Consider the following 20,861-nt stretch of genomic DNA (forward strand, 5'->3'; position numbering starts at 1 on the left):
TGCGTTGGTATTAAATTGAACGTTGGTTTTAATCTCCAGAGATCAGGTATTTTTATATCTTTGCCGTCCTTTTAAATTATGACATTCTGAATTCCGCAAATTATACATTGGAAAGAGTTAGCACACATAGAGAAGTAGACCAGATCTGGGATGCCTGCCTGAGAGTTATTCAGCAGCACATTCCCGATCAGAGTTTTAAGACGTGGTTTGAACCCATACGGCCCTTAAAACTTTACGGTAAAGTGCTTACGATCCAGGTTCCAAGCCAGTTTTTCTACGAATGGCTGGAAGATAATTATGTCAATCTTTTAAGGAAAGCATTGGATTACGCGATTGGAAGGGATGGCTTGTTGGAATATTCCATTATCGTGGACAAAGGCAACGACAAGCATCAGCCGCTGACGATGAATGTGTCCACTCCCAAATCGACAAACTATTCGAAGCCGGATAATTTCGTCACAGATCCGAGGTTGGGTTCCAATCACAGGGACAAAGATCAGGATTCCATGAACCTGGACACTTACCTGAATCCCAATTACTCGTTTGATAATTTCATAGAAGGCGATTGTAACCGTCTGGCGCGCTCCGCGGGGTTCGCCGTGGCCCAGCGCCCCGGACTCACTTCGTTCAACCCCCTGATGATGTATGGTGGGGTAGGGCTGGGCAAAACGCACCTTGTGCAGGCAATCGGGAATTACATTATGAACCACTTTGAAAATAAGCTGGTGCTGTATGTTTCTTCCGAAAAGTTTACCAATCAGTTTATTAATTCCATTAAAAATAATACGCTGCAGGATTTCACTGATTTTTACATGAAAGTGGATGTGCTGGCGATTGATGATGTCCAGTTTTTGTCGGGTAAAGAGAAAACACAGGACACGTTTTTCCATATCTTTAATCATCTGCACCAGCTTGGTAAGCAGATCATTATGACCAGTGACCGCCCGCCGCGCGAGCTGCAGGGATTGCAGGACAGGTTATTATCCCGGTTTAAATGGGGTTTGACGGCAGATTTGCAAACGCCTGATTTTGAGACCCGTATTGCAATTATTCAGAAGAAGATCCAGTCAGAAGGCATTTCAATCGACTATGACGTGATCGAATACATCGCGCATAGTGTGAATTCCAATGTGCGTGAACTGGAAGGTGTGATCGTTTCGCTGATGGCCCAGGCTTCGCTGACCAGGCGGGAAATTGATGTGGAACTGGCCAAGAATACATTGCGGAACATTGTAATGAATGTGGATAAGGAAGTGACCATTGATACAATTCAGGAGGTTATCGCCGATTTTTTCCAGGTTACCATTGCCGATCTTAAAAGTAAAAGCCGCAAAAAGGAAGTTGTTTATCCACGGCAGCTGGCCATGTTTCTGGCAAAAGAATACACCGATCTTCCCTTGAAATCCATCGGATACCATTTCGGTGGCCGTGATCACAGCACGGTAATCCACTCAATCCAGAGCATTAACCTGCTGATGGACGAAACACCTGACGTGGAAGAAACTTTGCAAAAACTTCGCAGTTACTTTAAATAACATCTGGCGTCTAAATGGTTTGATCATTATTTCAAACCTAATTCAGTCAAATGACGCCCATATTAACCGACCGTGCACAGATATGTGACACGACCTGGAATGACCACATTCACAAATCCCTTCAATGTGTCATTTACGCCCAGACTTTTTACCTGGATATTGTTTGTGAGCATTGGGAGGCGCTTGTTTGGCCTACCATCCAGCATCCGGAAATTGTCATGCCGCTTCCGATCCGGCGAAAAACTGGTTTCAGGATAATTTACCAACCGCTTTTTTGCCAATATCTGGGTTTGTTTTCGTTGAAGCCGCTCACGGCGTTTGAATTGGAATCCTTCATCCGGTTTTTGTCAAAAGAATTTTCTTACATATCTGCTTACCATTTTAATCCCGAAAATTCAATCGGAATGTCGGCATTTGCTTCGGCACGACCCGATTTTCACTTTTCAAAAAAGCATACGCACTGGCTTCACATGCGCGGCACTTATGAGCAGTTGAATGCAGGCTATTCCAGTGATAGGAAGCGTAATTTGAAGCGCAGTAAGGCGGTAAATTGGCTGATTCGCAGGAGCGCAGACATTAACCCATTAATCACATTGTTTGCAGAAAATCAAACTGAACGAATTCCGGGCGGGGTGGATCCGAATGCCTTTGTTCGTATAAAGGCACTTTTCAATGTGTTGCGAGCCAGGAAACAGGCGGAAGTTTATTATGCTATATCCGATGGACAGATTCAGGCGGGTATACTCGTTGCGGAATTTGCGGGAAGAGCCATTTATCTCTTCAATGCGGCCGATCAAACGGGGAGGACCGGCAATGCGCGGACTTTAATGCTGGACCAATATTTCAGGGATTGCAATGGCAAATCAATGATCTTTGATTTCGAAAGCCCGGAAGTTGGCTCAATAGCAAGCTTTTACCGTAGTTTTGGCAGCAGGCCGGTTTCATTTTATGCAATTAGCAGAAATGAATTATGGTTCCCGTTTAGGTGTGTACAAAACTGGCGAAAGCTATTTTTCAAAACCATACAAGGTCTTTTTTAAGCCCTTTGTAGGATTTAAGGTCCATTTCCAAAGAACCGATTTTCAACTCGACTTCTACTTTTAAAGGGATTTTATTGGAATCATCCGAAACCCAAAGTTTCATAGCGCCTTCGCCTTTGAAAAATTTGTTGTCGGGGATTAGCGGATTGATCCTGAGGACTTTTGTTTTACCGAATTTAGTTTTGATCACATCTTTCCCCACATAGCGAACGCGCAGCTTATAGACTTCGCCATCAAAAAAAGTAGGCACTTCAATGACATCGCCTTCTGACACCCGTTCAAAATTTATAGTCCGCAAATAAAAATAGCCGCTGATAATGTCGTGAATGTTGTTGGGGACATTGTATGTCTTCGTCTCATCTTTAATGCTCGATACCGCCTGATCTCTATGGTGGTTAAACATGACGCGTTCATCCTTGCGATATTTATTCTCCTGGATCTGACGCTCAAACATATGCGGCAAGATGGCCGTGGTGTCAATGTAGGAACGCCACGTGTCCCGCACTCGGGAAATGAGGTCGAATGCGCCTACCGTACGACCTGACACGTTGACCCTGAAACAGGGCCGGTTGTTGATCATGGATACCGATTTGCCGACTTCTACCTTAGCTTCCGCAGCATTAATAAAGCCATAATGCACCCTGTATTCCACCCTTTCACCGGGTCCGAAGCTTTTGTTGGGTATAACCCTGTTCTCGGCGGTCTGTTGTTCAAACTGCCGAAAAGAGAAAAAAAGTGAAAAAGTTATTAAAGCAATTATAACGATGTACGATCTCTTCATGCTAAAAACTATAATTATAGAGAGGGATATTTTTCTTTCAGCCAGGTCAGATATTTTTTAATATTTCCTCCAAATTTTTGTTCAAACTCGATTTTAAAGATGTCTTGTTTTGACTTGTATGTCTGGTAACTGATAAAATATGCGTTATTGGGTAACTTTCCGTCGGGCCATCGGCTCGCCGCCTGCCGATTTTTGTTTGTTAACGTCCGCTTCCCGGAAAGAAGTGTGTCCGCGTCAGCAAGGATCGTCATGATCAATTTGGTTTTCAGGGAATCACGATGCGCATTAACCACCGGATCTTTCCCGAAAGTCCTGTAAAGACTATCCAGACGTGTAATCCCCCTGAGCATATGCCCCGAGTAAGCGTCATTATATTTTTTTGAATATTCGTATATACGTAATTCCTGAGAATCCCGACCATACTTGAACTTTAAAAACCGGATTGCTCCCTGGTCGCCTATAAAGCTCGCAAGGTTCTCGTTCAGTTCCAGGTTATTTTTCACAAAAAGCGTTCCATGTGTAAGCTCGTGCAGGATCAGGTTGGCTAAGCTTCCGACCTTTCGTTTAAGCATGCTGGATAAGATAGGATCCTTTAAATAACCCAATGTTGACCAGGCCGAGACTTCACCGATGTCCGTATCCAGGCCCATTTGGATCAATTGCCGCTCTTCGGTTACTGCGCGGGTGGAATCAAAAAAACCTTTGTAAGGAAAGCTACCAATGATAGGGAAATGCCATTTGTGAGGTTCGACCTTATATTTTTCCGAAGCGGTAATGAGCCAGATTAATGGTTTTCCGTGCTGATTATAGAATGTTGTGTAGTTTTTGGAAGGAGTCAAACCCAAAGAGTCAACACCAAATTGCTTAATTTCCTCAATCAACCGGATCCTGGCTTTCAGCGAATCAGGAAAAGAAGGATCGTTCATCACATCCGCCACATCTTCCACATTCATCAGGATCTTGACTTGTCCCGAAGCCTGCATCCAACCATAACTAAGCAGATTCCGGTAATAAATCCCTGCAAGAACACAAAGCACTAAAACAGCAAGAAGAATTTTTTTAAACACGAAAGCGATAATTTAGTCAAGTCGGCATGATCAATCTGTAAAACAGATATTTCAGCTGCAAAATTATAGAAAATGACCGGGAATTATTTACCGTTTATCACGTATGGAAACCGGTGGGTAAGTTGTTGATAACGGCAAATAATCAGATGCCGTAAGTTGTAAATTCCTCTTGATATTATCTGTATTTATTATGTCTGAAATTATATTTTTAAAAGAAAAAGCCGTTGGATTTTTGCGTATAATTCGGTATTTTTACACATCAGAAAAGACCAGGTATAAAGCGGTTTTTGTGAACCAAAAGCCGTTTTTTTATGAACAAACTAAATTATTGTAACCGTTTTTATGGCACAAGCAACCACAGATAAAGACAACAAACTTAAAGCACTACAAACCACGCTTGAAAAGCTGGATAAGACCTACGGAAAAGGAACGGTCATGCGACTGAGCGACAGCAAGGTTTTGGACATTCCGGTAATCTCAACAGGTTCTCTGGGTCTCGATCTTGCCCTTGGCGTTGGAGGTGTTCCGCGTGGCCGTGTTGTGGAAATTTACGGACCTGAATCGTCAGGTAAGACTACATTATCCATGCACTGCATTGCCGAAGCACAAAAAAAAGGCGGACTTGCCGCGTTTATTGATGCAGAGCACGCATTTGACAGATCTTATGCTGAAAAATTAGGCATAGACACCAGTAACCTGCTTATCTCACAACCGGACAGTGGGGAACAAGCATTGGAAATTGCTGAACATTTGATCAGCAGTGGCGCGGTGGATATTATCGTTATTGACTCCGTTGCAGCCCTTGTGCCACGCGCAGAGTTGGAAGGCGAAATGGGAGACAGTAAAATGGGTTTACAGGCCCGTTTGATGTCGCAGGCTTTGCGTAAGCTTACAGGTGTGATCAACAAAACCGGATGCTGCTGTATTTTCATTAACCAGCTGCGTGAAAAGATCGGAGTAATGTTTGGTAACCCTGAAACAACAACGGGTGGTAACGCATTAAAATATTATGCTTCCGTGCGTTTGGATATTCGTCGCGTTGGCCAGATAAAGGAAAGCGCTGACCAGATCCTGGGTAACCGCACACGGGTGAAAGTTGTTAAAAACAAAGTAGCGCCGCCATTCAAAGTAGTGGAGTTCGATATTATGTATGGCGAAGGAATTTCCAAAGTAGGGGAGATCATTGACCTTGCAGTTGAGCTGGATATCGTTAAGAAAGCGGGTTCTTGGTTCAGCTATGACGGTAACCGTCTCGGACAAGGCCGTGATGCCGTGAAAGCGCTTATCAAGGACAACCCGGAATTAATGGATGAACTGGAAGCGAAAGTTCGTGCGAAAGTAAACAACGAGCCGGATGTTTTAATCGATACAAGTGAGCCTAATGTTGTAGACGAAGGCGCTCCGCTTTAATCCAGGACAGCTTAATGTTGTAAATAGCTTATAAAGAAAATGCCCGGTGTTTGCCGGGCATTTTTGTTGTGTATCAAAATGGTTTTCGGTCGTCGTCATCCTCGTCAAAGTCATAATCATCTTCTCCGGGACCGGAAAACATGCTGCTAACCAGATCCTGGAATTTCATTCCCTGATCGAGTGACATCTTGCCAATAAGCGAGAATTCAGCCATGCCGTGCAATGCAAATTCCATCATGAAAAGCTTCTCCTCCGTGCTGGAATAGGCGCTTAGCATATCTACGAAATCATCCAGCCCATCAATGGTTTTCAGACGTGCCATGTATTCGCGATCGGTCATGTCGCCAGGCATTTCCATTTCGTTGCCCGATCCAAACCATTCAATTACTTTGGCATATGGATTGATCTTGCTTTTCTTGCTTTTTTCAGGGTCCGGGAAGAAATTCAGGAACTGCGTGCGGATTGCTTTACCAATCAGGTTTTGCGCCACGATAACCGGCCCTTCTACTTCACCTTCATAAACGAGTTCAACTTTACCGCAAATGGCAGAGACAACGCCATAAAGGTCAGATATGCGCACGTAAGTGCTCTCTTCTCCATTAATCAGCGCTCGTCTTTCAGCGGTGCTCAAAAGGCTTTCGTAAGCCGAAATTGTAAGTCGCGCAGAAACACCGCTTTTACTATCCACGTATTCACTTTCCCGCGCTTCGAATGCAATCTGTTCGATCAATGTTTTGGCAAGCTCATTCACCTTGATCGTGCCGATTTGTTCGGTCTTGACAACAGCTTCCTGCTCTGTGATTTTCTTACCCGTTTCAATCTTTTTCGGATAATGCGTCACGATCTGGCTTTCGATACGGTCTTTCAAAGGAGTTACAATGCTTCCGCGGTTGGTGTAATCCTCAGGATTAGCAGTAAAAACAAACTGTATATCAAGCGGTAAGCGCAGTTTAAAACCGCGGATCTGAATGTCGCCTTCCTGCAAAATATTAAATAAAGCAACCTGGATTCTTGCCTGCAAATCGGGCAATTCATTAATCACAAAAATGCCGCGATGTGAACGAGGGATAAGGCCGAAGTGGATCACTCGTTCATCAGAATAAGGCAATTTCAGCGTTGCAGCTTTGATCGGATCCACGTCACCGATAAGGTCGGCCACGGAAACGTCAGGGGTCGCTAATTTCTCTGTATAACGCTCATCCCGGTGCAGCCAGGCCACTTCTGTGTCGTCGCCATATTCTTCCACGATGTCTTTTGCAAACCTTGACAATGGCTGCAAAGGATCGTCATGCAGCTCCGAGTTCTTCACATATGGAATGTATTCATCCAGCAGACTCGTCATCATCCGGGCGATACGTGTCTTGGCTTGTCCGCGCAGACCGAGGAAGTTAATGTTGTGCATAGAAAGGATCGCGCGCTCCACATCGGGAATCACCGTCTCCTCATAACCCCAGATGCCGGGGAAAATATTCTCTTTGTTTTTAATCTTAACGATCAGATTATCACGAAGTTCCTGCTTAATGGATCTCGACTGATAACCTGCTTTTTTAAGTTCACCAAGCGTTTGGATATCCAGCAACTGTGAACTTGTAAGAAGTGAGTAACTCATGTATTTTAGGCTGATTAACGCGCATACGCTACTGAACGCATCTCACGGATTACGGTAATTTTTATTTGTCCAGGATACTGCATTTCTTTTTCAATTTTCTGAGAAATATCAAAAGAAAGCATCCCTGCCTTTTCATCCGAAACATTATCTGCGTCAATGATCACGCGCAACTCGCGTCCTGCCTGTATCGCGTAGCATTTTTCAACACCGTCAAATGACAATGCCATGTTTTCGAGATCACGAAGTCTTTGAATGTAAGACTCCATCATTTCCCTGCGTGCTCCCGGACGTGAACCTGAAATCGCATCACATACCTGAATGATCGGGGAGAGAATGCTTGTCATTTCAATTTCGTCGTGGTGGGCGCCGATTGCGTTGCACACCTCAGGATTTTCTTTGTATTTTTTGGCGAGCTCCATGCCCAATATTGCGTGGGGAAGATCAGATTCTTCCGGCCAAACTTTACCAATATCGTGCAGCAGACCCGCTCTTTTAGCCAGTTTTGTATTTAATCCTAATTCCGAGGCCATTGTTGCACAAAGCTTAGCCACTTCACGTGAATGTTGCAACAGGTTTTGTCCATAAGAAGAGCGGAAACGCATACGGCCAATCATTTTAACCAGCTCAGGATGAAGGCCATGGATTCCCATGTCGATCACAGTTCTTTCGCCGATCTCCACTATTTCATCGTCAATATTCTTGCGTGTTTTGGCAACCACTTCCTCAATTCTGGCTGGGTGAATCCTTCCATCCTGAACCAGGCGGTGCAGCGAAAGTCTTGCAATTTCCCTTCTTACCGGGTCAAATCCGGAGATAACGATCGCTTCCGGGGTGTCATCCACAATGATCTCAACGCCCGTTGCAGCTTCCAAAGCGCGAATGTTACGTCCTTCACGTCCGATGATCTTTCCTTTGATATCGTCGTTTTCAATGTTGAATACCGAAACGCAGTTTTCGATCGCGTGTTCTGCAGCCGTGCGCTGAATGGTTTCGATAACGATCTTTTTTGCTTCTTTGGTGGCAGTAAGGCGGGCTTCTTCCATCGCACTTTTTACATACGATCCGGCTCTTGTATCAGCCTCGGCTTTTAATGCGTCAACGAGTTGATCACGTGCCTGGTCTGCCGTAAGGTTGGCAATTTTCTCTAATTGGGTAACTTGCTGTTGCAGCGATTTTTCCGCCTCTTCCCGGCGTTTTGTAGCCGTTTCCAGTTGCTGGTTCAGATTATTTTTAAGCGTTTCAAGCTCATTTTCACGGCGCTTGTTTGCCTCAATAGTCTGGTTCAGGCTTTGCTCGCGTTGTTTTAATTTTTGTTCGTTGGTTTGAAGGATCACGCGTTTCTTGTTCGCATCCTCTTCAAATTCCCCTTTTAGTCTCAGGTATTTTTCTTTGGCTTCTAGTATCCGGTCTTTTTTTATGTTTTCGGCAGCACTTTCGGCATTTCGGAGAATTTCGGCTGCGCGTTCCTGCGCTTCTTTTTCTTTTTGATCAAATGATCGCTGAAAGATGTACTTGCCTGCGAAAATCCCCACACCAATGGCGATAATGTCGGACAGGACGAGGATAAAAATTAATGAATTTGACATTTCAGTAATGGTTATATATAGTTGGTTTTACCGACTAAACCGCGTGAAAATGCCGAAGTTGGAAGTATTGAAAGAAGATAAAGAGGAATCCGTATAAAATAAAGGTTTTGTGGTGTTGAGCGTTTAGCTTTCTATTGCGCTGGTAATGGTTTCATCGAGCTTTTCCACCCTGTTTTTAAAAGCCATCACCAGATTATCCATTTGCTCCTGGTTCCGTTGTAATGCTACAAGGCATTCAATAGAAGTAAGTGCAATTGCTTCAATGTCACCGTATACTTTTCCTTTTAATTTATGCTGCTGCACGCGTTGCATGAACACCTCATACCCATCCCTGTAGAATTTCTCCTGATCCGCCGGAACGCTCAGTTTGAAACCCCTGTCCAGCAGTTTTATAAAGACAGAAACGTCCGGATTGGGTATGCTATTTTTTTTCATAAGGTATCTTCAAGCAATTCAATGCACTTATCGATCTCTTGTATATATCTTTCAACTGAGTCTTTCAGTTCGGCTATTCCGCTTGTTGGTGTCAGTTTACTAGTGACAATTTTAGCGAAACTTTTAGACTTATTAAAGTCTTTTTCCAAACTAGTGTATTTTTTCTTTATTTCTTTTGCTTCTTCCTTGAGTTTGGTATTCGAGGCACGCAGCTCCGCATTTTCGCGTTGCAGCTCTGATATTGACCAGTTTAGTTTCTCTTTAATGTTGATCAGGAACTCGAGTTTTTTCTCAAGGTCGGACAACTTGTGTTCAATAATGCGCTCGATGCTCCTTTCCATTTTTCTGGCCTTATAATGCTGTCAAACCAAAACTCATTTATTTCCTGATCACCGCCTCAAACTCTCGTTCGTAAGCTGAAATCAACCGTTGCATGGTTTTGTCAATCACTTTGTCGGTCAACGTCTGCTGATCGTCCTGCAAAATGAAACTCACAGAGTAGGACTTTTTCCCTTCCAGGTTTGCGCCTTCGTACACATCAAATACATTCACTGAGCGCAAAAGCTGCCTTTCAGTTTTATATGCGATCTGTCGCAGTTCTTCAAAAGTGATTTTTTTGTTCACCACCACCGAAAGGTCCCTGCGCACTTCCGGAAACTTCGCAACCTCTTTATATTGGACAAATGCATCGTATTGTTTGAGCATATAATCCCAATCAAAATCCGCGTAAAATACGGGCGCCTTGATGTCGAGCTTTTTAGCAATGCTCGCTTGAAGCTGTCCGAAACTTACGATGGGTTTACGGTTCAATGTTAGGGACGTTCCAAATTTAAAGATTGAAGCATCTGCCTCCGTTCTTTCCACGTCCTTAATCTTAACCGAAGACAAAACCTGCATCACAAAACCCGCCAGGTCATGGAAAACAACTTCCCGGGACTTCTCAAACCAGCTTTCCTGTCCAATGTTGCCCGTCAGGAAAACAGCCAGCCTTTCCTTTTCGACATATTTTTCGCCGATTTCATTATAGGTCTTGCCAAATTCAAAAAGTTTCAAATCCTTCTGGCGCCGGTTGCTGTTGTAAGCAATCACTTCCAAACCCGAAAAAATCAGCGTTTGCCGCATTACAGACAAATCTTCGCTCAGATAATTAAGGATTTTGACCGGATTACCTTGAATGCTCTCAGCCAATGAAGTGTGGTAATCAGGCTTCGTCAGCGAATTATTGATCATTTCGTTGAAACCGTTTGCAACAAGCAATTCGGCAACGCGCAGTTTCAGTTTTTCAGGATCATTAACCGGGAAATCAGACAAATAATCCGAGCTAAGCGCCTCAGAAAGTTCTACTTGTCCGAAACCATAAATGCGGAGGATTTCTTCAATCACATCCGCTTCCCGCTGCACATCCACGCGGTAAGGCGGAACGATAGCAGTGAAACCCGTTTCAGCTTGGTCCTGAATTTGAATGTCGAGGCCGTTCAGGATGTTGCTAATGAGGGTTTTGTCTAATGATTTACCAATTAACCTGTCGATGTTGCGGTAAGTCATTTTCACCTGAAAGTCAGCGACTGGCTCGGGGTAAATGTCGGTAATGTTGGAAGAAACAGTCCCGCCTGCAACTTCCTGAATTAGCAATGCTGCCCTTTTCAGCGCATACAAGGGCATGTTAGGATCTGTGCCCCGCTCGAAACGGAAAGATGAATCAGTTTTTAATGCATAACGCTGAGCCGTTTTTCGCACCCAGATCGGCGAGAAATAAGCCGATTCCAGGAAAATGGACGTGGTTTCGTTGGTGACGCCCGATGTTTGCCCGCCAAAAACCCCGGCAATGCACATGGGTTCCGGATTTTCATTCGTTCCAGCATTGCAGATCATCAGATCCGAATCCGAAAGTTTCCTTTCCACACCATCCAGCGTCACAAATGTTGTTCCGGCTGGCACCGTGGTTACAATCACTTTTTTACCAATGACCTTATCCGCATCAAAAGCATGCATGGGCTGGCCCAGCTCGTGGCAAACGTAATTGGTAATGTCTACAATGTTATTAATCGAGCGAATCCCGATAGTTGCCAATCTTTGTTTGAGCCAGGAAGGCGATTCTGCAACCGTAAGCCCGGAAATCGTCAGTCCTGTATATCTTGGTGCAGCTTCTGAATTTCTTACTTCAACCTCAATTGGCAGTTTTTCATTATTTACGGCAAACGCATCAACCGAAGGAAGTTTGATTTCACGATTAAAATAAGCTTTCAAATCACGCGCTACACCGTAGTGTGATGCAGCGTCCGCGCGGTTAGGCGTGAGGCCAATTTCAATTAGGTAATCAGATGAAATGCCGAAATATTCGCTGGCTGGCGTGCCATTGGGAAGATCCGTATCCAGCACCAAAATGCCGTCATGCGATGTGCCGACTCCCAGTTCATCTTCGGCGCAGATCATTCCTTCCGAGAGTGCGCCCCTGATTTTTGATTTTTTCAACACCAATGGCTGATCGCTTCCGGTTGGATATAATGTTGCTCCCACGGTCGCGACGATCACTTTTTGACCGGCTGCCACATTGGGCGCGCCACAAACAATGGATAATGGATTCTCACCGCCCACGTCCACAGTCGTCAGGCTCAAACGATCTGCTTCCGGATGTTTGTCGCGGGTAAGCACCTCGCCGATCACAACGCCCTGCAGACCGCCTTTTATGGATTCAATCTCTTCAATGCTTTCAACTTCCAGGCCCGTTGCGGTCAGTATTTGGCCGATTTCTTCCGGAGATTCTGTTATTTCTATTAATTCTTTAAGCCACTTATAGGAGATCTTCATGCGAATGCTTTCAAAAAATAGGTTTCAAATGGCATTTAAGCCGGATCACAAAATTAAGGATTTAAGTCGAACAGCGCCGCCAGACTTGAAATAGTAATGGGTTTTTTTAACAAAACCCTGAAAAGCGATGGAAGGTTAATTATGAACAGCCGATTCCAGCTGCTCGCCGGCTAATATGGCCACGGAGAGCGTGTTTTCCTTAGGGGGAACAGGGCAGGCATAGCTTTCCTGATATACACAATAGGGATTATAAGCTTTATTAAAATCCAGGATAATCACATTGTTTTTGATCTCAGAAACCGGATAATCCAGGTAACGGCCGCCTCCATAGGTTTCTTTCCCGCTGGTTGCGTCTTTGAAAAGCACCGATATAACACTCTCATTTTTAAGCAATAATAGCTTCTCTTCCTGATCGCCGATCTTGAAATTGGCATAACCATATTTCTCATATTTTTCCGAAGTCCCGTCTGTATAATTGACCACAACTTCCTTGTCATCCTTCATATAAGGCGAAATGTTGGCCTTAATGCGGTAAGTCAGATTGGGCTGGAAGTAATGCAGGCCGTGAAAACTTTCTTTATCGGCGATCGGAGAATCGGCAGTTGTGCGAAACTGTTCGTCTTTGGCCGCGCGCTCATTCAGTATGGTCGTTTTATATTGTTCGGGGTTGCTGGCGATCTGGTCTTCACTGGCTCCGTTAAGACCTGCCCCGGAGAAATTTTCAATGATAAAATAGGCCAGGATCGCAATGATCATAGCGATTGTACTGTATCGGATTACTTTATTTTTAAACATATCGCTATGGAATTAATGAACGGATCACAAACTTACATCCGAAAGCGTGCTTTGAAAAAGTATAGGATGTTTATTTACTTTTTTATCATAATTTTGAATCTTCGCACCGGGCCAGGTTGCGACTTTGGGTGAAATATCCCTAAATTGACCTGGCAAATTATTAAACACAATACCTGACCCATCATATGTCATACACCAAGCGAGTACTCATTGCCGAAGACAGCTCAGTTATTCAAAATCTGGCAAGGAAGATTCTGGAATTTCAACATTACGAGATCACTTCTGTGAAAAACGGAGAGCAGGTTTTGCAGCTGCTTGAAAAAGAGGATTTCGATATTATTTTGCTGGATATCAATATGCCTGTGATGGATGGAATGGAGTGCGCAAGAAGCATCCGTAAATTGCCTAACGAGAAAAAGGCCAAAACACCGATCGTTGCCATTACCGGAAACGCCAAAAACTATTCGGAAGAAGATTTTAAACAAGCAGGATTTGATGATGCGCTAATGAAACCTTTGAATTTTGACCGTCTGGTTGAAGTGGTCGCGCATTTGACAGAATAAACCTGATGAGGATTACATTTTTAGGGACCGGCACATCACAGGGAATACCGGTTATTGCCTGTGAATGTGCCGTTTGCCGATCCGATGACCCACGCGACAAGCGTTTAAGGACCTCCGTTTGGATCCAGGCCAAAGGAAAATCCATTGTGATTGATACAGGCCCCGATTTTCGTCAGCAAATGCTTCGGGCCAATGTTAAAGATCTGGATGCTGCCGTTTTTACACATCAGCACAAAGACCACACCGCCGGACTGGACGATATCCGGGCCTTCAACCACCGCAACCAGCGCGACATTCCGCTTTATGGAAGAGAATCTGTTTTAAAGCAGATCCAGAACGAGTTCGCCTACGCTTTCTCTGAAAACAGATATCCCGGCGTGCCTCATTTCGAACTACATAACATTGATAATGAGCCGTTTGATGTGCAAGGTGTAGCATTTACGCCTATTGAAGCCATGCATCATCATTTGCCCGTGTTCGGTTATCGGGTTGAAGACTTTACCTACATTACCGATGCCAATTATATTTCCGAGCAAGAACAAAAGAAGATAATCGGTTCCAAAGTGCTGGTTTTAGACACATTACAAAAAGAGCCGCATCTTTCGCATTTTACATTAGCCCAATCCTTAGCGCTAATTAAAAAATTGCAGATCCCAAGCGCATATCTCGTGCACATGAGCCATAAGCTGGGCAAGCATGCAGAAATTGAAAATGAGTTGCCTTCTCACGTGCATCTGGCTCACGACGGCCTGGTGCTGGATTTGTAGCTGGACCTGACAACTCCAAACCCTCAGCTATACCGGTCATTCCGCCAGGGGTAGGCTGTATTAGAGTAACCTCTTAATTCCCAAAAACCCAGCTTATTTGACGACAGGAACTCGATCCTGTTGATCCATTTACTTCCTTTCCATGCGTAAAGCTGAGGCGTGATCATACGCACCGGCCCGCCATGATCGCGCTCCAAGGGCTTGTTATCAGCTGTATGAACTAGCAAAACATCGTCTTTCAATGCTTCTTCAAGAGATAGGTTAGTTGTGTATTTATCATAACCGTGGCAGAGAATGTGCGTCGCGCTGGATTTGGGTTGCACAAGGGCTGCTAGATCTGCCAGCCGTACGCCCACCCAGGGCACATCCATGCGTGACCACGTAGTAACACAATGAAAATCACTGACATCTTCCGTCTGCGGCAAGGCCATAAAATCCTCCCAATTCAATGTAACAGGCGACTCGACATGACCGTCAATAACCAGTTTCCATTTTTGATGAGATATATCCGGCTTAAAACCCAAGTCCAGCACAGGCCATTTCACGGTCTTGATTTGCCCAGCGGGCAGTTTGGGCATTCCGTGGCGGTTGATTTCACCCGTTCCCATCGGCCGGGCATCAGAAACGGAAGGCGTCGCCGACATTTGCTGCTCAAAACGCGCTTTCAGCTTCATTCTGGCCTCTATGATCTTTTCAAGTTTGCTGTTATCTTCCATTAGATATTTTACTAAAACATTTAACCTTCACTAACCCATTGCATCAAAAGCGCAGTCAAATAACCTCCATAAGTGCCGATTGCATATCCCAAGATAGCAAGTAAAACGCCGACTGTGGCCAGCGACGGGTGAAAAGCTGCGGCCACAACTGAGGCTGACGCCGATCCACCCACATTGGCCTGGCTTCCCACAGCCAGAAAAAAGAACGGGATTTTAAGCCATTTGCAAACTAAAATCAGAATGATAGCGTGCGTCAGGATCCAGATCAAGCCGATGGCGAAAAGTCCTGGGTTACCAGCAACTGCCCCCAGGTCCATTTGCATGCCGATTGTGGCTATAAGCACATATAAAAAAACAGATCCTAGCTTCGAGGCCCCTACATGTTCGAGTTTTCGCACTGGCGTCATGGAAAGTGCAATCCCAATAAATGTAGCAATGGTCACTACCCAGAAAAAAGGAGAAGTAAGACTGTATTTGTCTAAAAAAGGATAGTTTTTGGATAAATAAGGTGTGATCATGTCTGCCAGAAAATGTGCGATGCCTGTCGCCCCAAAACCGACTGCTCCGAGAAAAATGTAATCGCGCATTGCCGGTGCTTTTTCATTTGCATGATGTTGTATATCAAGATGTTCTTTGATGTGTTCGATCGGGCTGCTGTCAGCGCCGAGCCAATGGTCAATGCGGGAGGCAATTCCTGCTCCGTAAATGAGAAAAGCCATCCATAGTTCCGCAATCAGCACATCAACAGCCACCATCTGTGAGAAAAGCGCATCGCTTGGGTGAAAAACTTCCCTTAATGCAGTCTGATTGGCGCCGCCGCCGATCCAGCTTCCTGCAATTGTGGCCAGCCCGCGCCAAACTGCGTCCGCGCCTTCTCCGGCAACGGTTTGCGGGCTGATTAACCCAATCAGCCACAACGCAAACGGCCCGCCAATTATGATGCCAAGCGTTCCCACAAGCATGGCAATCAGTGCTTTGGGGCCTAAGCGGCTTAATGAGCGCCAATCCATGCCGATGGTGAAAAAAACAAGGCAGGCAGGCAGGAAATATTTGGAAACGACGGGATAAAGCTGTGAGGTGCTGCCATTTACAATGCCAAAAGAATTCAACAAACCCGGAATAAAATAGCAAAGCAGCAGCGGTGGTACCAGGGAGTAGAACCGTTTCCAGCCGGGGCGATCCATAGAAGCCGTGTAAAAAATGGCAGCCAGAATCAGCATTAATAGTCCAAGTACAACGGCGTCGTTCGTGATCATTGCTTTTGCAGAGTGAGAATCGGGTAAAAATAGCTTTGTTTTTTGTTTCGACGAAAGGCGTTTGCCCGCTTATCATGTAAAAGGTTGATCCAGCGAAATTTAAATTTATAAAAGTCCTATTTTTTGTAATTTACATCTTGATTTTAGGCGATAACATTAATAATGTTTTACTATGGCGATATATAACTTATCATTAAATGGCAAAAAAGTAAAAGTTGACGTCGAGCCCGACATGCCTTTGCTATGGGTCGTCCGTGATTTTGCCGGATTGAAGGGCACCAAGTTTGGCTGTGGTATGGCGTTATGCGGCGCTTGCACAGTGCACTTAAACGGTGAGCCTACGCGCTCGTGCCAGTTGCCGGTTTCCGGTGTTGGCAAAAATGACAAGATCACAACCATTGAAGGCATTGGTGATGGTAAGCTGAATGTGATCCAAAAAGCCTGGATCGAAGAGCAGGTTCCGCAGTGTGGTTATTGCCAATCGGGGCAGATCATGTCGGCAACGGCGCTGCTTAAAACCAATCCAAACCCTACGGATGCGGATATCGATTCGGCGATGAGCGGGAATCTTTGCCGCTGCGGAACATACGACCGAATCAGAAAGGCAATCTACAGGGCGGCAGCAGAAATGAAAGTTACTGAGGCAGGCATTGGAAAGCGGTAAAAAAGGTCCTTCACATTAGCTCTAAAAACATTGGAAAAAATACAAACTTCACGCCGCGATTTTCTGAAAGCCTCGGGGATCACCACTTTCGGGCTCGCATTGGGTATTTCGGGTTTTACCAGGGACGCATCCTTAAAAAAGATCAACCCGGCGGTTCTCAGGCTGGAAATCAACCCATTTATTATCATTGATACCAACGGCAACATTACCCTGGTTAATCCAAGACCTGATATGGGCCAGGGTTCAACGCAAGCTGTGCCTTCACTTTTGGCAGAAGAGCTGGAAGTGAGCCTTGAAAAGGTGCTGATCATTCAAAGTGACGGCATGGGCAAATATGGCAGCCAGACTTCCGGAGGCAGCAGTTCCGTGCGGGAGTTATGGTTCCCGATCCGCAAGGCCGGGGCTGCGGCCAGGGAAATGCTCACGACCACGGCTGCCAGAAGATGGAATTTGCCCGTATCCGAGTGTCACGCAGAAGATGCCAAAATCGTGCATAAGGGAAGCGGTAAAAGTCTGACTTATGGAGAATTGGCTGATGAAGCTTCCAAACTGGAAATCCCAAAAGATCCTAAGCTCAAAGAATCCAGAGATTTTAAAATCATTGGTAAATACAATAAAAGGCTCGATGTTCCTGAACGCGTCAATGGCAAGGCGGTTTACGGAATTGATGTCGATGTGCCGGGAATGGTTTATGCAAGTATTCTGCATTCGCCCATGATCCATGGAAAAGTGGCTTCTATTGATGATTCGGAGGCAAAAAAGATCAAAGGCGTTTTACAAGTCATCAAAACCGAAAGGACAATGCCACACAGGACTTCGGAAGCCGTGGCGGTGGTTGCTACTAATTATTGGGCAGCCTTGAAAGGCAAAAAAGCGCTGGTGGTGAAATGGGACAATGGTGAGCTGGAGAAAACACTCAGCACGTCCAATTACTATGCCGCCACTTACGAAGCGGCCAAAAAAGATGGCATTAATGCGGAGGAAAAGGGGGATTTTTCAATAAAATATGCTGCTGCGAAAGATAAAATCGAGTTCAACTACGAAACTCCATTTCTAGCGCACGCGCCCATAGAACCCGAAAATGCGGTCGCGCATGTAAAGGACGATGGAACTGTGGAAATCTGGGCACCCGTTCAAGGGCCCGACTGGGCGTTGCGTGATGTTTGCGGCTACATGAAAGTCAAACCCGAGCAAGTCAAAATCAATGTGACTTTACTTGGAGGGGCATTTGGCAGGAAAGCTTATCACGATTTTGTTTTGGAAGCCTGCCACATTTCCAAGGTTGTCAAAAAACCTGTGAAAGTGGTTTGGACGCGTGAGGACGATATCGCGCAGGGGCCGTACCGCCCGGGAATGCTAAGCCATATGCAAGGTTTCGTGGAAAATGGAAAAATTACAGGCTTTCATCACCACGCCATTGGCGAATCCATTGCAGGCCAGGTCTTTAAACAATTGAAAGATACGGAGGCAGACCCGTGGCTAAGCGGTGAGCTCGCAACTGAAAATAATAAATACCGCTTCGACGGCGCTTCAAAAGTGAGCTGGACAAATGTTAAAACAGACATCCCGGTGGTTTGGTGGCGTTCTGTTTATGCGTCTAATTTCGGGTGGGGGCAGGAATGCTTCGTAGATGAGCTTGCACATCTTGCCAAGAAAGACCCTTTGAAAGCCAGAATGGAGATCCTTACCGATGATCGCTTTAAGAAAGTGCTTCAAACACTGGCTGAAAAAGCGAATTGGGATGAAAAGCTTCCGGAAGGTTCAGGAAAAGGTCTGGCTATTTTCAGCTCATTCAACAGCATTTCTGCATGTTGCATTACTGTCTCTAAAAAAGATCAGGGTGTGAAAATTGATAAGGTCGTTTCTGTGATCGATTGCGGGCATTATGTAAACCCGGATAATGTGAAGGCGCAAACCGAAGGAAACATTGTCATGGGCCTTACCGCAGCGATTAAAGATGGCATCACATTTACCAATGGCATCAGCGATCAAAGCAATTTTCATCAATACAACATTATGCGGCTTAGTGAGACGCCTGCAATGGAAATCCACATTATCGACAGTGGTGCTGCACCCGGTGGAGTAGGAGAGCCGGGCTTGCCTCCGATCGCTCCGGCATTGGGCAATGCCGTTTTTGCAGCAACTGGCAAGCGACTACGCAAGCTTCCTTTTGACATTGCCAATCTTGGTTAAAAGGTTGTTTTTAGAAATATTCAACAAAAAAATGGCTTCCTGATCACTCGGGAAGCCATTTTTATAATGCCTGAAATAGTTATTTGGCACCGTCAGATTTTGCTCTGGCCACGGCATATTCACCAATTTTGTGACCGGATTGCAAGCCGGCTTCGCAGTCAAAACGGTAGTGGATAAGTCCATAAATCCTTGACACAGATGCTTCCTCTGCCATATTGTCAATTTTCTCTTTTTCTTCCGGAAAAATGTAGGCCAGCAATTCAGCCGCTGCGCCAGAGAATGTGGAGTGCCCCGAAGTGTATGAGGGGAAGTTAGGCAAGCCCACAGAAGTTTTAATCTTTCTATTCATTTGATTTGGGCGTGGGTAGTAATAAAAATACTTCACGTCCCAGCAGCAAATTCCGGCATCCTGCAATGTGGTGCCCAGAAGCGCCAGGGTTCTGGCTGTTCTAACCTCGCTGAATGCATTTTTATGACAAAGGTCCGCAGCCCTTCTGTGCCAGTGACCCGGAGGTGTATAACTTCCCACACCATCGGACCAGAAGCTGGCAATGCGCGCCTGATCGCGGGTTTGTTTTTTTGCAATGGTTAAAAGTTCATCGATATTTTCCTGGTATTCCGCGCTCCCGATTGCTGGTGGCGGTCCCGGGCGTAATGTTTTAACAGTTGCTTTATCAAAATTCCATGGCGTAACAAAGCCGTAAGTTGGCAACATTGGCGGGCGGGCAGGCGATTCCTGGCTAACCCAGGGTTCCGTAGTTCCTATTGTTTTTGCATTAGCGATCATTTCAGCGGTTGCTGCCTGGTTGTTGGCGGTTCCCATACCGTCTGTTTTGGCTCTTGCCATCACCTTTGCACCCACAGCTTTACCCAGATCTGCACCCGCAGTAATGTCGCTTTCCACATTCATCCCAGCCCATAAGCGGCTGTTTTTATGCTCAGCCAGTTTTTGTTCCAGAAACGGCACTTCTCCCGGAAACATTGCTTTCAAAATAGCAACCGATGCTTCGGCTACCACCGCATCCTCCGAAGGATAGGAAGGAAGATCAGTCACCGGCAAAATCGCTTGTACAGAAGCGTCCGTTTTCGAAGGCGCTTTGCGGTTGAATTTAAACTTGTAATTCCACGCACTTACCAATGCATCATACTGCGCAACGCTAAGATAGGCCAGTGCTCTGGCCGTGTAAGGCGGATTGGCAAAAGGAAACTTAGGGTCTGCAAGTGGATTGGCAGGATCAGGAAGCGGATATTTACCGTCTTTGTTGGATGCTGGCGGCGTGTTATAACGCGCAGCCAGTTCGCGACCGATCTCATTCCAGCGGAAAGCGGCTCCTGCACCCCAGTAATTAACGATTTCTCGTTGTTGCGGCGTGATTTTGGAAGTTGTTTCCTTCAATTTTGCAATTTCTGCCTTGTAGTCTTCCGAGGAGGCAGCTTTTGGCTCAGCAACCACTATTTCACTGGATGAGGCAAGCACGTAAGGCTTCCAATTGCCGGCGTCAGCATCCATGCTGGAAGGGTTGTTAACCGAAGCGGTGGGTTCGTCGGTAGTTTTGTTGCAGGAAGAAATCCCTAAAGTGAGAAGCAATCCGCACGCAATCAGAAGATTGCTCTTTGAAGTATATTTTAATTTCAT

Annotated in this window: 18 protein-coding genes; 7 read left to right on the plus strand and 11 right to left on the minus strand. The window is 45.4% G+C overall.

Translation table 11 applies throughout. The features are described 5' to 3' along the window. Positions 1-107 precede the first annotated feature (107 nt). Positions 108-1,535 carry a chromosomal replication initiator protein DnaA gene (gene dnaA, locus NFI81_RS00005; protein ID WP_234615452.1) on the plus strand — a complete coding sequence of 476 codons (1,428 nt, stop codon included), beginning with the start codon at positions 108-110 and terminating at the stop codon, positions 1,533-1,535. A gap of 50 nt (positions 1,536-1,585) precedes the next feature. Beyond that, positions 1,586-2,575 (plus strand): GNAT family N-acetyltransferase, encoded by a 990-nt coding sequence (locus NFI81_RS00010; protein ID WP_234615451.1) that lies wholly within the window; start codon positions 1,586-1,588, stop codon positions 2,573-2,575. Here NFI81_RS00010 and NFI81_RS00015 read toward each other — a convergent pair. Together NFI81_RS00015 and NFI81_RS00020 are read right to left on the minus strand one after the other, a co-directional pair. Further along, positions 2,550-3,356 carry a DUF3108 domain-containing protein gene (locus tag NFI81_RS00015; protein WP_234615450.1) on the minus strand — a complete coding sequence of 269 codons (807 nt, stop codon included), beginning with the start codon at positions 3,354-3,356 and terminating at the stop codon, positions 2,550-2,552. The genes NFI81_RS00010 and NFI81_RS00015 overlap by 26 nt on opposite strands. A 14-nt stretch (positions 3,357-3,370) precedes the next feature. Further along, complete coding sequence (locus NFI81_RS00020; protein ID WP_234615449.1) at positions 3,371-4,423, minus strand: aminopeptidase; 1,053 nt, start codon at positions 4,421-4,423, stop codon at positions 3,371-3,373. Between the two features lie 342 nt (positions 4,424-4,765). On the opposite strand from NFI81_RS00020, the gene recA reads away from it, so the two are divergent. Beyond that, positions 4,766-5,833 (plus strand): recombinase RecA, encoded by a 1,068-nt coding sequence (recA, locus tag NFI81_RS00025; RefSeq protein WP_234615448.1) that lies wholly within the window; start codon positions 4,766-4,768, stop codon positions 5,831-5,833. A 73-nt stretch (positions 5,834-5,906) separates the two neighbouring features. Here recA and NFI81_RS00030 read toward each other — a convergent pair whose 3' ends face one another. The 6 genes from NFI81_RS00030 to NFI81_RS00055 all read right to left on the minus strand — a co-directional run bounded on the left by NFI81_RS00030 (position 5,907) and on the right by NFI81_RS00055 (position 13,066). Beyond that, the gene (locus NFI81_RS00030; protein ID WP_234615447.1) at positions 5,907-7,442 is read right to left on the minus strand and encodes a magnesium chelatase ATPase subunit I; all 1,536 of its coding nucleotides are present in this window, start codon (positions 7,440-7,442) and stop codon (positions 5,907-5,909) included. Between the two features lie 14 nt (positions 7,443-7,456). Further along, entirely contained in the window at positions 7,457-9,028 is a 1,572-nt protein-coding gene (rny, locus tag NFI81_RS00035) for a ribonuclease Y (RefSeq protein ID WP_234615446.1), read from the minus strand. 123 nt (positions 9,029-9,151) lie between these two features. Then, positions 9,152-9,463: a cell division protein ZapA gene (gene zapA / locus NFI81_RS00040; protein WP_082215388.1), complete on the minus strand. Its 312-nt coding sequence runs from the start codon at positions 9,461-9,463 to the stop codon at positions 9,152-9,154. After that, on the minus strand, positions 9,460-9,804 hold the full coding sequence (locus NFI81_RS00045) for a hypothetical protein (RefSeq protein ID WP_234607115.1): 345 nt from the start codon (positions 9,802-9,804) through the stop codon (positions 9,460-9,462). Before NFI81_RS00045 ends, zapA begins: the two co-directional genes overlap by 4 nt. A 37-nt stretch (positions 9,805-9,841) precedes the next feature. Continuing rightward, positions 9,842-12,271 (minus strand): phenylalanine--tRNA ligase subunit beta, encoded by a 2,430-nt coding sequence (gene pheT, locus NFI81_RS00050; protein WP_234615445.1) that lies wholly within the window; start codon positions 12,269-12,271, stop codon positions 9,842-9,844. Positions 12,272-12,406: 135 nt separating this feature from the next. After that, positions 12,407-13,066, minus strand: a complete 660-nt coding sequence (locus NFI81_RS00055) for a DUF1684 domain-containing protein (RefSeq protein WP_234615444.1) — start codon at positions 13,064-13,066, stop codon at positions 12,407-12,409. A 185-nt stretch (positions 13,067-13,251) separates the two neighbouring features. Between NFI81_RS00055 and NFI81_RS00060 the strand changes: the two genes are divergently transcribed. Both NFI81_RS00060 and NFI81_RS00065 read left to right on the plus strand, forming a co-directional pair. Next, positions 13,252-13,629, plus strand: a complete 378-nt coding sequence (locus tag NFI81_RS00060) for a response regulator (protein ID WP_082215385.1) — start codon at positions 13,252-13,254, stop codon at positions 13,627-13,629. A 5-nt stretch (positions 13,630-13,634) separates the two neighbouring features. Further along, complete coding sequence (locus NFI81_RS00065) at positions 13,635-14,396, plus strand: MBL fold metallo-hydrolase (protein ID WP_234615443.1); 762 nt, start codon at positions 13,635-13,637, stop codon at positions 14,394-14,396. Positions 14,397-14,419: 23 nt separating this feature from the next. Here the strand turns inward: NFI81_RS00065 and NFI81_RS00070 are convergent, their stop codons facing one another. Beyond that, positions 14,420-15,112: a molybdopterin-dependent oxidoreductase gene (locus NFI81_RS00070; RefSeq protein WP_234615442.1), complete on the minus strand. Its 693-nt coding sequence runs from the start codon at positions 15,110-15,112 to the stop codon at positions 14,420-14,422. Between the two features lie 20 nt (positions 15,113-15,132). Next, positions 15,133-16,368 carry a DUF819 family protein gene (locus NFI81_RS00075; protein ID WP_234615441.1) on the minus strand — a complete coding sequence of 412 codons (1,236 nt, stop codon included), beginning with the start codon at positions 16,366-16,368 and terminating at the stop codon, positions 15,133-15,135. Positions 16,369-16,540: 172 nt separating this feature from the next. On the opposite strand from NFI81_RS00075, the gene NFI81_RS00080 reads away from it, so the two are divergent. After that, on the plus strand, positions 16,541-17,032 hold the full coding sequence (locus tag NFI81_RS00080; protein ID WP_255717586.1) for a (2Fe-2S)-binding protein: 492 nt from the start codon (positions 16,541-16,543) through the stop codon (positions 17,030-17,032). 30 nt (positions 17,033-17,062) lie between these two features. Further along, a complete protein-coding gene (locus NFI81_RS00085; RefSeq protein ID WP_234615440.1) occupies positions 17,063-19,225 on the plus strand; it encodes a xanthine dehydrogenase family protein molybdopterin-binding subunit in 2,163 nt (720 codons plus the stop codon). A gap of 79 nt (positions 19,226-19,304) precedes the next feature. Here the strand turns inward: NFI81_RS00085 and NFI81_RS00090 are convergent, their stop codons facing one another. Then, positions 19,305-20,861, minus strand: a complete 1,557-nt coding sequence (locus tag NFI81_RS00090) for a phosphatase PAP2 family protein (protein WP_234615439.1) — start codon at positions 20,859-20,861, stop codon at positions 19,305-19,307.

Origin of the sequence: Dyadobacter fanqingshengii (assembly GCF_023822005.2) — a bacterium.
Lineage (GTDB): Bacteria > Bacteroidota > Bacteroidia > Cytophagales > Spirosomataceae > Dyadobacter > Dyadobacter fanqingshengii.